The organism is Streptomyces tritici, from assembly GCF_048500665.1.
GTDB lineage: Bacteria > Actinomycetota > Actinomycetes > Streptomycetales > Streptomycetaceae > Streptomyces > Streptomyces tritici.
Window position 1 is genome coordinate 3,095,709 of the sequence record NZ_CP183183.1, and the last position, 13,419, is coordinate 3,109,127.

Here is a 13,419-nt window from a genome sequence, read left to right on the forward strand (position 1 = left end):
GATCAGAAGTCCATGTCACCGCCCGGCATGCCGCCGCCGGCCGGCGCGGCGGCCTTCTCCGGCTTGTCGGCGATGACGGCCTCGGTGGTGAGGAACAGCGCGGCGATGGAGGCCGCGTTCTGCAGCGCGGAGCGCGTGACCTTCGCCGGGTCGATGATGCCCTCGGCGATCATGTCGACGTACTCGCCGGTGGCGGCGTTCAGGCCGTGGCCGACGGGCAGGTTGCGCACCTTCTCCACGATGACGCCGCCCTCGAGGCCGGCGTTCACGGAGATCTGCTTCAGCGGGGCCTCGAGCGCCAGCTTGACGGCGGCGGCGCCGGTGGCCTCGTCACCCTCCAGCTCCAGCTTCTCGAAGACCTCGGAGGCCTGCAGCAGGGCGACGCCACCGCCGGCGACGATGCCCTCCTCGACGGCCGCCTTCGCGTTGCGGACGGCGTCCTCGATGCGGTGCTTGCGCTCCTTGAGCTCGACCTCGGTCGCGGCGCCGGCCTTGATGACGGCCACGCCGCCGGCCAGCTTCGCGAGGCGCTCCTGGAGCTTCTCGCGGTCGTAGTCCGAGTCCGAGTTCTCGATCTCGGCGCGGATCTGGTTCACGCGGCCCGCGACCTGCTCGCTGTCACCGGCGCCGTCGACGATGGTGGTCTCGTCCTTGGTGATGACGACCTTGCGGGCGCGGCCCAGCAGGTCCAGGCCGGCGTTCTCGAGCTTGAGGCCGACCTCCTCGGAGATGACCGTGCCGCCCGTGAGGATGGCGATGTCGTTCAGCATGGCCTTGCGGCGGTCGCCGAAGCCCGGGGCCTTGACGGCGACGGACTTGAAGGTGCCGCGGATCTTGTTGACGACCAGGGTCGACAGGGCCTCGCCCTCGACGTCCTCGGCGATGATCAGCAGCGGCTTGCCGGACTGCATGACCTTCTCCAGCAGCGGAAGGAGGTCCTTCACGTTGCTGACCTTGGAGTTGACGATGAGGATGTACGGGTCCTCGAGCGCGGCCTCCATGCGCTCCATGTCGGTCGCGAAGTACGCCGAGATGTAGCCCTTGTCGAAGCGCATGCCCTCGGTGAGCTCCAGCTCCAGACCGAAGGTCTGGGACTCCTCGACGGTGATGACGCCTTCCTTGCCGACCTTGTCCATGGCCTCGGCGATGAGCTCGCCGATCTGGGTGTCGGCGGCGGAGATGGAGGCGGTGGAGGCGATCTGCTCCTTGGTCTCGACCTCCTTGGCCTGGTCGAGCAGGGCGCCGGAGACGGCCTCGACGGCCTTCTCGATGCCGCGCTTCAGGGCCATCGGGTTGGCGCCGGCCGCCACGTTGCGCAGGCCCTCGCGGACGAGCGCCTGGGCGAGGACGGTCGCGGTGGTCGTACCGTCGCCGGCGACGTCGTCCGTCTTCTTGGCGACTTCCTTGACCAGCTCGGCGCCGATCTTCTCGTACGGGTCCTCGAGCTCGATCTCCTTGGCGATGGACACACCATCGTTGGTGATCGTGGGGGCGCCCCACTTCTTCTCGAGGACGACGTTCCGGCCCTTGGGGCCAAGGGTGACCTTGACGGCGTCAGCGAGCTGGTTCATGCCGCGCTCGAGACCGCGCCGGGCCTCCTCGTCGAACGCGATGATCTTGGCCATGTGAAGTGGTCCTCCCGGACATGGGGTGGATAACGCTCCAGGACCGCGCCGACGCCCGCGACGGACGGTCTGCGCGCCGTGCGGTTCCTTGCCCCGCCCGGCCTGCGGACCTCGTCTGCCCGATCCGTAAGCACTCTCACGTGGAGAGTGCTAACGCCAATGATTAGCACTCGACCCAGGAGAGTGCAAGGCCGTCCCGCAGGGACGTCGAACAAGGGGTGGTGGTCGGGCGTCGGGAGGGCGCAAGCGGCTTCCGGGTGTCGGGCGAGGCCGCGCCGGAGGTGCGGGCGCACGCGAGGGGCCCGCATCCGGTCAGGATGCGGGCCCCTCGGGTGAAGTGCGTCGGTGGCCGATCGCGCCGCGGTCAGACGGCGAGCTTGACCATGTCGGCCTGCGGGCCCTTCTGGCCCTGCGAGATCTCGAACTCGACCCGCTGCCCCTCCTCGAGGGTGCGGTAGCCGTCCATCTGGATTGCGCTGTAGTGGACGAAAACATCCGCACCACCGTCGACCGCGATGAAGCCGTAGCCCTTCTCCGCGTTGAACCACTTGACGGTGCCCTGAGCCATGCCTAACTCCCCTATTACTGGCCCTTGCGCGGGACCGCACTTCGCGGACCCGGGTCAGACCCTGCGCCGGAACGCGTCGACCGCGGCTGAATGTATCTGCCCAACTGCCCTCTGCAACAGGTCAATCGGACGAGAATTCTGAGCGCGCCGGAAAGGAGAATTGCGGAGATTTCCTTGATATCCAGGGCAAGTCGGGCCCGGCAAAGGACGCAAAAAGTACACAACGCTCGAACACTTTGGCTGCATCTTGTCGCGTGCGGGCGCATTCTCATATGCGGCCGGCACGAGCAGCGGAGGGGACTTCCCCAACTCTACCGCGCTCAACCATGCAGAATTGCCCCCTCCGCTTCTCTCGCGGAGGGGGCAATTCGGGTACCGCTGGTAACTCAGCAGCCGCCGGCGACGGCCGGGATGATCGAGACGCCCGCGCCGTCCGGCGTGGCCGTCTCCAGGCCCTGCTCGAAACGGACGTCGTCGTCGTTCACGTAGACGTTGACGAAGCGGCGCAGCTTGCCCTGGTCGTCCAGGACGCGGGCGGCGATGCCGGTGTGGTTCTTCTCCAGGTCCGCGATGACCTCGGCGAGGGTCGCGCCCTCCGCCTGGACCTCGGACTGCCCGCCGGTGTAGGTGCGGAGGATGGTGGGGATGCGGACGTTGACGCTCATGCTGCGGTTACTCCCTTTCAGTCGCAGTCGGCTCAGTTCGCCAGGCCGGCGTCGCGGAACGCGTCCAGGCTCGGGCGGATGACGGCGGTCGCCTGAGAGGTGTCGGCCACCGCGTCGAGGGTCTTGAGCCCGTCGCCGGTGTTGAGGACGACCGTGGTGAGGCTCGGGTCGAGCAGACCGTTCTCGACGAGCTTCTTCGTCACGCCGACGGTCACGCCGCCCGCGGTCTCGGCGAAGATGCCCTCGGTGCGGGCGAGCAGCTTGATCGCGTCCACCACCTGCTCGTCGTTCACGTCCTCCACGGCGCCGCCGGTGCGGCGGGCGATGTCGAGGACGTACGGGCCGTCGGCCGGGTTGCCGATGGCGAGCGACTTGGCGATGGTGTTCGGCTTCTGCGGGCGGACCACGTCGTGGCCGGCCTTGAAGGCGGCCGAGACCGGGGAGCAGCCCTCGGCCTGGGCGCCGAAGATCTTGTACGGCCTGTCCTCGACGAGGCCGAGCTTGATGAGCTCCTGCAGACCCTTGTCGATCTTGGTGAGCTGGGAGCCGGAGGCGATCGGGATCACGAGCTGGTCGGGCAGCCGCCAGCCGAGCTGCTCGCAGATCTCGTAGGCCAGCGTCTTGGAGCCCTCGGCGTAGTACGGCCGCAGGTTGACGTTGACGAAGCCCCAGCCCTCGCCCAGCGGGTCGCCGATGAGCTCGGAGCAGAAGCGGTTGACGTCGTCGTACGTGCCCTCGATGCCGACGAGGTCGCCGCCGTAGACGGCGGCCATGACGACCTTGCCCTGCTCCAGGTCGTGCGGGATGAACACGCAGGAGCGGAAGCCGGCGCGGGCGGCCGCGGCGCCGACGGCGCCGGCCAGGTTGCCGGTGGAGGAGCAGGACAGGGTGGTGAAGCCGAAGGCGCGGGCGGCCTCGATGGCCTGGGCGACGACGCGGTCCTTGAAGGAGTGGGTCGGGTTTCCGGAGTCGTCCTTGACGAACAGCTTGCCCGGCTCGACGCCCAGCGCGCGGGCGAGGTTGTCCGCCTGGACGAGCTTGGTCCAGCCGGGGTTCAGGTTGGGCTTCTGGGTGACGTCGGCCGGGACGGGCAGCAGCGGGGCGTAGCGCCAGATGTTGGCGGGTCCGGCCTCGATCTGCTTGCGCAGCGCCTCGGGGTCGCCGGCGGGGAGTTCGTACGCGACTTCCAGCGGGCCGAAACACAGCTCGCAGGCGAAGATCGGGCCGAGCGCGAAACGCTCGCCGCACTCGCGACAGGAGAGGCCGGTGGCGGGGCCGAGATCGACCGCGTTCGTGGTGGGTGCAACCGTCTGTACAGCCATGGAGGCGAGGCCCTTTCTCCTCATCTTCCTCATGGCGCATTTCGCCATGAGACGGATTTGGCACCTTCCCTAGCCGGGAGCCTCGCGGCCGCGCGCTGCGCGGACTGGAGACCGGCTGGAGGGTTGCCGGGGCTTCAACGGGCCGTGTCCCTCTGCCCCTCTGGATGAGCGGTATTCGATTGTGAGTCGCGGTCGGGACCCCGACATGCATCGGGCCTCCGCGTTGTTCAAGACTGTAACCGAAGGCGTGGGCGGTTGAGACAGCCGTCCGAAGCGCGAGATGGATCACACACCGCAACTGGGGAGTAACGGACGTGCTGGAAGAAGTGGAGCGCTGGCTCGGGCGGCGCTCCTGGTCGGTGGCCGATCGTCCCCTCGACCAGATCCTCGCCGCCAAGCGCGCGACGACGGTGAGCGTCGTGCTGCCCGCGCTCGACGAGGAGGCGACCGTCGGCGACATCGTCTCCGTGATCCGGCGCGAACTGATGTCGGAGGCGGTCCCGCTCGTCGACGAGCTGGTGGTGGTGGACTCCGGGTCCACGGACCGGACGGCGGAGGTGGCGGCGGCGGCCGGCGCGCGGGTGGTGGCGCGGGACGCGATCCTGCCGGGGATCCCGGCCGTGCCGGGCAAGGGCGAGGTGCTGTGGCGCTCGCTGATGGCGACCGGCGGGGACATCGTCTGCTTCGTGGACGCGGACCTGCGGGACTTCTCCGCGGACTTCGTCTCGGGGATCGTGGGCCCGCTGCTGACGGACCCGGACGTGGAGTTCGTCAAGGCCATGTACGACCGGCCCCTGGGGGACGCCCCGGGGCAGGGCGGCCGGGTGACGGAGCTGGTGGCGCGGCCGCTGCTGAACCTGCACTGGCCGCAGCTGGCGGGCTTCGTGCAGCCGCTGGGCGGCGAGTACGCGGCGCGGCGCTCGCTGCTGGAGCGGCTGCCGTTCCCGGTGGGGTACGGGGTGGAGCTGGGGCTCCTTGTGGACGCGCTGCACACGGTGGGCCTGGACGCCCTGGCGCAGGTGGACGTGGGGGTGCGCAAGCACCGCCACCAGGGCGGTCAGGCGCTGGGCCGGATGGCGGCGGCGATCTACCGGACGGCGCAGGTGCGGCTGTCGCGGGGGCATCTGGTGCGGCCGGTGCTGACGCAGTTCGAGCGGGGCGCGGCGGGCGAGCCGGGGTTCGTGCCGCGGACGTACCCGGTGGACACCGAGGAGCGGCCGCCGATGACGGAGATCGCGGAGTACGCGCACAGGCGGGTCGCGTAGCCGGGACGGGCGTGGCGCAGCCGAGGCGCCTTGCGGAGCCGTGACGGGCGTGGCGCAGCCGAAAGGCGCGGAAAGGGATGACTAGATTCCCTTTTCATGCGATTTGCACAGATGATGCACGAGGCGCGGCTGCTGCACGAAGGGACCCTGCTCGGCGCGGCCGGGCACGCCGGGGAGCGTCTGTGGCTGCTGGGCGGGCTGATGCTGGCGCTGGGCGCGACGGGCGTGGTGGCGCGGGCGGCGCTCCGGGCGCGCCGGGACCGCTGACCGGTTGTCGCCACCGTGTCCGGGCGTACGTTTGAGCGGATACGGGACGGGCTAGGTTCGCCCCATGGCCAGTGTTCTCGTCGCTTCCAACCGCGGTCCCGTCAGCTACGTGCGCCGGGACGACGGCACGCTCGACGCCCGGCGGGGCGGCGGCGGGCTGGTGTCCGGCCTGAGCGCGATCTCGGCGGAGGACAGCCTGTGGGTCTGCGCGGCCCTGGGCGAGGGCGACCGGGAGGCGGTGCGGCAGGGCGTCGGCGAGCCGGGCGTCCGGATGCTGGACATCGATCCCGCGGTGTACGCGGACGCGTACAACGGGATCGCGAACTCGGTGCTGTGGTTCCTCCACCACCACCTGTACGACGTGCCGCGCGAGCCCGTCTTCGACGCGGAGTTCCGGCTGCGCTGGGAGGCGTACCGGGCGTACAACCGCGCGTTCGCGGAGGCGCTGGCCGAGGCGGCCGACGAGGGCGCCTGCGTGCTCGTGCAGGACTACCACCTGGCGCTGGTGCCGGGGCAGCTGCGGGAGCTCCGGCCCGACCTGCGGATCGGCCACTTCACGCACACGCCCTGGGCCTCGACGGACTACCTGCGGATGCTGCCGCAGGACGTCCGCGAGGAGCTGGTGTGGGGGATGCTCGGCGCGGACGAGCTGTGGTTCCACACGTGGAGCTGGGCGTTCGCGTTCATGAACGGCGCGCACATCGACAGCGCGGTCGGGGCCGCCCAGCCGCTCTCGCCCACCGGCACCCCCTGGCGCGGGGTGGACCACATGCACTGGGGCGGCCCGAAGCGGACCACCCGCGTGCGGACCTTCCCCCTCGGGGTAGACGCCGAGGACCTGCGGGCGCTGGCGTACCGGCCGGAGGTGGACGAGCGGCTGGCCCGGCTGCGCGAGGAGGTCGGCCCGGGGCGGAGGACGATCGCCCGGGTCGACCGGACGGAGCTTTCCAAGAACATCCTGCGCGGCCTGCTCGCCTACCGGGAGCTGCTGACCGCCCGCCCCGAGTGGCGGGGCCGGGTGGTGCACCTGGCCTCGGCGTACCCGTCCCGGCAGGACCTGGAGGCGTACCGCTCGTACACGGCGGCGGTCCGGGAGCTGGCGGACCGGATCAACGAGGAGTTCGGCACGGCGGACTGGCAGCCGGTGCTGGTCTCCGTCCAGGACGACTTCACGCGCTCGCTCGCGGTGTACCGGATGGCCGACGTGGCGCTGGTGAACCCGGTGCGGGACGGCATGAACCTGGTGGCGAAGGAGATACCGGTGGTCTCCGAGGCGGGCTGCGCGCTGGTCCTGTCGGAGGGCGCGGGCGCGTACGAGGAGCTGCGCGAGGACGCGCTGACGGTGAACCCGTACGACGTGAGCGCGACGGCGCAGGCGCTGCACGAGGCCCTGTCGATGCCGGCCGCCGAGCGGGCCGAGCGCACGGAGCGCCTCGCCGCCGCGGCGACCGCGCTGCCGCCGCAGCGCTGGTTCCTGGAGCAGCTGGCGGCGCTGCGGGAGGACCCGGACGGGGAGTAGCGGCCCGCGCCGGGCGGCGGTCGGGCCCGCGGAGCGGAAGCGGAGCGGTTGGCGCCGCGGGGCCGTGCGGCCCCGCGGCGTCCGGCATTCGGGGTGGGCGCACCGCGTAGCGGAAGATGTCGCTGCCGACCTCTCCTCTTCCGCGCCCCTTCCGTGCCAGACTCTGCCGCGATCGTTCCCCCAGGCGATCCGACACCCCCCGAACCGCGCGAACCATGCGACCACGCATGCGAAGGGATCGCAGACGTGAAGAGACTTGTCGTGGGCATGACCCTAGGGTCGGCGCTCACCGCACTCCTCGCCGCGGGCCTCACCCCGGCCGCCGCGCAGGAGGCCCGGGACACCCCGTCGGGAGCACCGGGCGCCACCGCCCACCGGCCCGACAACCGTCCCGGACCGCTCACCGAGCAGCGCACCGAGATGCGCGAGCAGGCGATCGACAAGGTCGCCAAGGGCAAGGCGAGGGCGAACGCCAAGGGCGTCGTCGAACTCGCACCCGGAAAATTCGTGGAGACGACCACCGTCCGCTCCGAGAAGATCCTCACCATCCTCGCGGAGTTCGGCGACCAGTCCGCCGGCAAGTACGGCTCCGTCCCCGGCCCGCTGCACAACCAGATCCCGAAGCCGGACCGGACCACGGACAACTCCAACGCCTGGACCGCCGACTTCTCGAAGGCCTACTACGAGAACTTCTTCAACGGCCCCGGCGAGTCGATGCGGACCTACTACGAGAACCTCTCGGGCGGCCGCTACTCCGTCACCAACACCGTCGAGGACTGGGTCAAGGTCCCGTACAACGCCTCCTTCTACGGCGACAACGCGATCGAGGACAACGGCGGCTCCTGGGCCTTCATCCAGGACACCGGCAACGCCTGGTGGGACGCCCAGATCGCGGCCGGCAAGTCCCCCGCCGAGATCGACGCCCACCTCGCCCAGTTCGACGTCTGGGACCGCAACGACTGGGACCACGACGGCAACTTCGACGAGGCCGACGGCTACATCGACCACTTCCAGGCCGTGCACGCCGGCATGGGCGAGGACGCCGGCGGCGGCGCCCAGGGCGAGGACGCCATCTGGTCCCACCGCTGGTACGTCAACGGCGACGACTACGGCCTGACCGGCCCGGACGTGGCCGGTACCCAGAACAAGGCCGGCGGCGCCCGCATCGGCCAGTCGAAGTACTGGCTCGGCGACTACACCACCGAGGGCGAGAACGGCGGACTCGGCGTCTTCTGCCACGAGTTCGGCCACGACCTCGGCCTGCCGGACTACTACGACACCAACGGCGGCGAGAACTCCACCGCCTTCTGGACCCTGATGAGCTCCGGCTCCTGGCTCAGCCACGGCGCCGCCGCCAACGAGGGCATCGGCACCCACCCGGGCCTGATGGGCGCGGAGGAGAAGCTGTTCCTCGGCTGGCTGGACTACGCCGACGCCCCCCTGGGCGCCACCGGCACGTACACGCTGAGCCCGGCGCAGCTCCAGGCCGTCGGCAAGGAGCAGGCCGTCCGCATCCCGCTGCCGGACAAGACGACCAGCACCACGTACGCCACCCCCGCCTCCGGCTCGCACGCCTGGTGGACCGGCTCCGCGGACGGGCTCAACCAGTCCCTCACCCGCTCCGTGCCGGCCGCGCCCCGGGTCACCGTCACGGCCGGTGCCTGGCACGAGATCGAGGCCGACTACGACTACCTGTTCGCCGAGTACTCCCTCGACGGCGGCGCGAACTGGCAGCGCGCCGGCGCGGCCGTCGACGGCTCCTCGGCCGGCAAGTGGACGACGCTGCGCTACGCGTACGACGCCCAGGGCAAGCCCTCGCTGTTCCGGTTCCGCTACCAGACCGACGGCGGCGTGCACTTCGCCGGCGCGTTCCTGGACGACATCACCCTGTCGGCCGGCGGCACCACGCTGCTGACCGACGACGTCGAGCAGGGCACGAACGGCTGGACGGCCACCGGCCGCTGGAAGATCTCCACCGGCACCGAGACGGCCACCTTCCCGCGGTACTACCTCGTGGAGAACCGCGAGTACGTCGGCAGCGACGCGCTGCTCGCCGAGGGCCCGTACCAGTTCAGCAAGGGCATCACCGCCCCGGACTGGGTCGAGTGGTTCAAGTACCAGAACGGCATGCTCGTCTGGTACGTCGACCGGTCCTTCGACGACAACAACGTCAGCGACCACCCCGGCGGCGGCGCGGCCATGGCCGTCGACGCCCGGCCCACGCCGTTCCGCTACGACGACGGCACCGCGCCGAGCAACCGCCGGCAGCCCTTCGACGCGACCTTCGGCCTGGAGGCCACGGACGCGATCTGCCTCCACAAGGAGGTCCTGTCGGGCAAGGGACAGCAGCAGACGGTCGTGACGAAGGCGGCCTGCGCCCCCTCCGTCCCCGGCATCCCCGTCTTCGACGACACCGACCCGAACGCCTACTACGACCCGGCGGCCGCCCAAGCGAGCGTCAAGGTCGCGGGCCACGGCGTGAAGGTCACCGTCACCGACGACACCGGCGACGACCTGAGGATCACCGTGACCAACCCGGCCGCGCACTGATCACGACGGACTGATCCCGACGGACTGATCAGGACTCCCGGACTGCTCACCAGGGAACGACCGCCGCGCGCCGTTCAGCGGCGCGCGGCGAGTTCCTCCGCCAGTCCGGCGAGGAAGTCCACCACCGCGGACGGGCCGGCCACCGACAGGTCGGCCCGTTCCGCCAGCTCCGGGACCTCCGTGGAGCCGCTGCACACCAGCAGGCCCGGGACCCCGTTCGAGCGGAGCTTCTCCACCGCGCCGAAGGCCGGCAGGTCGCCCAGGTCGTCGCCCGCGTACAGCACCGACTCCGCGGCCGTGTCGCGGACATGCTTCGCCAGCGCCATGCCCTTGTCCATGCCCGGGGGACGCAGTTCCAGGACCATCCGGCCGGGCTCCAGGACCAGCCCGTGACGGGCGGCCAGCTCGCCGAGCGGGACCTTCAGCGCGTCGAACGCGCTCTGCGGGTCCTTCGCGCGCCGGGTGTGCACGGCGACAGCGCGGCCCTTCTCCTCGATCCAGGTGCCGGGCCAGGCCCCGACCCGGTCCAGGAAGCCGGGCAGTTCCGCCCGTACGGCGGCGACCCCGGGCGGCACCTCGGCGGCCGTGACCGTGCCGGAGACGGCGTCCCAGCGCTCGGCGCCGTAGTGGCCGAGGACCACCAGGCCCTCCAGGCCGGGCACCCCGGCGAAGCCGCCGTGGCGGACGGCCACCCCGGCGGGCCGGCCGGTGACCACGGCCACCGAGGCGACGTGCGGGGCGAGGGCGGCCAGAGCGGGCACCGCGCCGGGATGGGCGCGGGCCTGCTCGGGGTCCGGGACGATCTCGGCGAGCGTCCCGTCGAAGTCGAGGGCGACGACGGCCTTCTCCGGACGCGCGAGAAGCGCGGCCAGACCGTCGCGGCCGGCGGACGTGGTCGGATGCGGCAGGCTGCTGACCATGCCCCGACCCTACCCACGCTCCGCGTCCGCGTCAGCGGCACGGTTCAGCGGCGCTGCTCACGCTCGGCGCGCACCCGGCGCAGCCGGTTGACCGTCACCGGGTCGTGCGCGAGGGCGCGCGGGTCGTCGAGCAGCGCGTTGAGCAGCTGGTAGTACCGGACCGGGGAGAGCCCGAGCTGTTCCCGCACGGCGCGCTCCTTCGCGCCGGGTCCCGGCCAGGAACGGCGCTCCAGGGCCAGGACGGCGCGCTCGCGCTCGCCGAGCGGGTCCGGCTCGGGCGACTGCCCGGCCCCGGGCTGCGATGCGTCGTTCATACGACCAACCTATTCGGCGGCCCTACTCGGCGTCCTCCGCGGTCCTCGCCGCCCGCCCGATCGTGGCCAGCACCGCGTCCGGCGAACCGGCCGGCTCGACGGCCCGGCCTATGTTCCGCTTGACGGTGTCGCTGACCCGTGCCCAGGAGGTCTTGCCGACGGGGTAGAGCCGGGAGTCGGGCAGTGCCTTCAGGAACGGCGCGAGGGCCTTGTGCTCGGGGTCGTCCTCCATGGCGTGGGAGGCGCTGACGGTGGACGGCAGAAGGTCGTTGTCGCCGGCGAACTTCAGCACGTTCGCGTCGCTGAAGACGTAGTTGAGGAAGTCGCCGGCCTCCCTGCGGTGGCCGTTCTGCTTGAAGGCCATGATCCAGTCGGCGACGCCCATGGCGGCGCGGGGCCTCTCGTCCCGGCCGGGCAGCGGGACCATGCCGACGTCGACGCCCTGCTTGGCGGCCTCCTTCATCAGGGAGGGGTGGCCGTTGAGCATGCCGACCTCGCCGCGCGAGAAGGCGGCGAAGGCGGCCTTGCGGTTGAGCTTGCCGGGGGCGACGGGGCCGGTGAGGCCCTTGTCGACGAGCTCGGTCTTCAGCCAGCGGAAGGTGTCGACGTTGGCGTCGGAGTCGATGACGTAGCGGCCGGTGTCGTCGGTGTAGCCGTCGCCGCCGCTGAGCAGCCACATCATGGTCTCGGCCTGGGCCTCCTCGGGCCCGAGCGGCAGCGCGAAGGGGTAGGGCACCTTTGCGCGCTTCAGCTTCCGGGCGTCGTCGGCGAGCTCGTCCCAGGTGGTGGGGGCCTTGGCGACGCCGGCCCGGGCGAAGAGCTTCTTGTTGTAGAAGAGCAGCCGGGTGGAGGCGGCGAAGGGCATCCCGTACTGGACGCGCCGCATCTCGCCGGCGGAGATCAGCGGGGCGAGGAAGTTGGCCTGGACGGGCACGGAGAGCAGTTCGTCGGCGCTGTAGAGCCGGCCGGCGGCGGCGTGGTCGGCGTACGCGCCGATCTGCGCGAGGTCGGGGGCCTTGCCGGCGTCGACGAGTTCGGCGACGACGCGGTCGACGTCGTTCCAGGACTCGATCCGCACGTCGATGTCGACCCCGGGGTGGCTCGCCTCGTAGGCGGCCGTGAGGCCGGCCCAGTACTTCTCGGTGGAGTCCCCGCCGGCGAGGTCGTAGTCGGCGGCGACCAGCGTGAGCCGGACGTCCCCGTCGCCGCCGGTCACGCCGCAGCCGGCGAGCACGGCGGTCATGCCCAGCGCGGCGATCGTCGCGGTCAGTCCAAGGAGTCGCCGCTGCACAGCGTTGTCCTTCCCTTCACTCGTCGTTGAGCTGCGATTTTCCCTCATCGGGAGGGATGAGGTCTACACCACTTGGGTATCGTGCGCAACGTACGTCCGACCGTGCCCGACCGTCCCCTTCCTGAAGGAGCCGACGCGTATGTCCCGTACCGCAGCCGAGACAGCCACCCAGCCCGCCTGTTGGCGGCGCGCCGCCCGGGCGGCGGCGGACTTCGAGGGCCTTCCCGCACCCGGCGAGCGGGTCGCGGTGACGGGCTGCGGCACCTCGTGGTTCATGGCCCTCGCGTACGCCGCGCTGCGCGAGGCGGCCGGGCAGGGCGAGACGGACGCCTTCGCCTCGTCGGAGTTCCCGGTGGACCGGGCGTACGACCGGGTCGTGGCGATCACCCGCTCCGGCACGACCACGGAGGTCCTGGAGCTGCTGGCCGCGCTGCGCGGCCGCGTGCCGACGCTGGCGCTGACCGCGGACCCGAAGACGCCGGTGAGGGACGCGGCGGACGCGGTCGCGGTGCTCGACTGGGCGGACGAGGAGTCGGTGGTCCAGACGCGCTTCGCCACCTCGGCGCTGGCGTTCCTGCGGGCCGGGCTGGGTGACGTGCCGGGCCTGAAGCCGGTCGACGAGGCGGCGGTGGACGCGGAGCTGGCCGTCACCGAGCCGCTGCCGGAGGCGGCGCTGGAGGCCGAGCAGTGGACGTTCCTCGGCCGTGGCTGGACCTACGGCCTGGCCCTGGAGGCGGCGCTGAAGATGCGCGAGGCGGCGGGCGCGTGGACGGAGGCGTACCCGGCCATGGAGTACCGCCACGGGCCCATCGCCATCGCCGCCCCGGGCCGGGTGACCTGGGCGTTCGGCGCGGTCCCCGAGGGCCTGGCCGGGGATGTGGCGCGGACCGGCGGCACGCTGCTCAGCTCGCCGCTCGACCCGATGGCCGAGCTGATCCGGGCCCAGCGGCTCGCGGTCGCCCTGGCCGAGGCCCGGGGCCTCGACCCGGACCGGCCCCGGAACCTGACCCGCAGCGTGATCCTGGGCTGAGGGCTCCGGCAGGGGTGGGGCCGGCGTTTGTATGACCGCGCAACAATATCGGGCAGTGGACTAGACCTGTTGGGGTCCGCCGG

12 protein-coding genes and 1 riboswitch are annotated in these 13,419 nt (G+C 71.5%); of the genes, 5 read left to right on the plus strand and 7 right to left on the minus strand.

Going from position 1 to position 13,419, the window contains the following annotated elements; translation table 11 throughout:
- Positions 1-2: 2 nt before the first annotated feature.
- The 4 genes from groL to thrC all read right to left on the minus strand — a co-directional run bounded on the left by groL (position 3) and on the right by thrC (position 4,213).
- Complete coding sequence (gene groL, locus ACNJ93_RS14135; RefSeq protein WP_418957766.1) at positions 3-1,625, minus strand: chaperonin GroEL; 1,623 nt, start codon at positions 1,623-1,625, stop codon at positions 3-5.
- A 364-nt stretch (positions 1,626-1,989) separates the two neighbouring features.
- Positions 1,990-2,193 (minus strand): cold-shock protein, encoded by a 204-nt coding sequence (locus tag ACNJ93_RS14140; protein WP_005315736.1) that lies wholly within the window; start codon positions 2,191-2,193, stop codon positions 1,990-1,992.
- A 386-nt stretch (positions 2,194-2,579) separates the two neighbouring features.
- The gene (locus ACNJ93_RS14145) at positions 2,580-2,858 is read right to left on the minus strand and encodes a MoaD/ThiS family protein (RefSeq protein ID WP_418957767.1); all 279 of its coding nucleotides are present in this window, start codon (positions 2,856-2,858) and stop codon (positions 2,580-2,582) included.
- A 32-nt stretch (positions 2,859-2,890) separates the two neighbouring features.
- Positions 2,891-4,213, minus strand: a complete 1,323-nt coding sequence (gene thrC / locus ACNJ93_RS14150; RefSeq protein ID WP_418957768.1) for a threonine synthase — start codon at positions 4,211-4,213, stop codon at positions 2,891-2,893.
- Positions 4,198-4,351, minus strand: a riboswitch (SAM riboswitch). Its footprint overlaps the gene before it by 16 nt.
- 143 nt (positions 4,352-4,494) lie before the next feature.
- On the opposite strand from thrC, the gene ACNJ93_RS14155 reads away from it, so the two are divergent.
- From ACNJ93_RS14155 to ACNJ93_RS14170, 4 genes are all read left to right on the plus strand, one after another.
- Positions 4,495-5,445, plus strand: a complete 951-nt coding sequence (locus tag ACNJ93_RS14155; protein ID WP_418957769.1) for a glucosyl-3-phosphoglycerate synthase — start codon at positions 4,495-4,497, stop codon at positions 5,443-5,445.
- A 96-nt stretch (positions 5,446-5,541) separates the two neighbouring features.
- Complete coding sequence (locus ACNJ93_RS14160; protein WP_418957770.1) at positions 5,542-5,712, plus strand: hypothetical protein; 171 nt, start codon at positions 5,542-5,544, stop codon at positions 5,710-5,712.
- Positions 5,713-5,776: 64 nt separating this feature from the next.
- Complete coding sequence (locus ACNJ93_RS14165) at positions 5,777-7,231, plus strand: alpha,alpha-trehalose-phosphate synthase (UDP-forming) (protein ID WP_418957771.1); 1,455 nt, start codon at positions 5,777-5,779, stop codon at positions 7,229-7,231.
- Between the two features lie 267 nt (positions 7,232-7,498).
- Positions 7,499-9,781 (plus strand): immune inhibitor A domain-containing protein, encoded by a 2,283-nt coding sequence (locus ACNJ93_RS14170; RefSeq protein ID WP_418957772.1) that lies wholly within the window; start codon positions 7,499-7,501, stop codon positions 9,779-9,781.
- A 74-nt stretch (positions 9,782-9,855) separates the two neighbouring features.
- On the opposite strand, the gene otsB is transcribed toward ACNJ93_RS14170, so the two are convergent.
- From otsB to ACNJ93_RS14185, 3 genes are read right to left on the minus strand one after another with little or no spacing between them, the layout of a single operon-like run.
- Positions 9,856-10,701 carry a trehalose-phosphatase gene (otsB, locus tag ACNJ93_RS14175; RefSeq protein ID WP_418957773.1) on the minus strand — a complete coding sequence of 282 codons (846 nt, stop codon included), beginning with the start codon at positions 10,699-10,701 and terminating at the stop codon, positions 9,856-9,858.
- A 44-nt stretch (positions 10,702-10,745) separates the two neighbouring features.
- The gene (locus ACNJ93_RS14180) at positions 10,746-11,015 is read right to left on the minus strand and encodes a DUF3263 domain-containing protein (RefSeq protein WP_418957774.1); all 270 of its coding nucleotides are present in this window, start codon (positions 11,013-11,015) and stop codon (positions 10,746-10,748) included.
- A gap of 22 nt (positions 11,016-11,037) precedes the next feature.
- A complete protein-coding gene (locus tag ACNJ93_RS14185; RefSeq protein WP_418961404.1) occupies positions 11,038-12,258 on the minus strand; it encodes an extracellular solute-binding protein in 1,221 nt (406 codons plus the stop codon).
- Positions 12,259-12,445: 187 nt separating this feature from the next.
- Between ACNJ93_RS14185 and ACNJ93_RS14190 the strand changes: the two genes are divergently transcribed.
- Entirely contained in the window at positions 12,446-13,336 is an 891-nt protein-coding gene (locus ACNJ93_RS14190; protein WP_418957775.1) for an SIS domain-containing protein, read from the plus strand.
- The last annotated feature ends 83 nt before the right edge of the window (positions 13,337-13,419 follow it).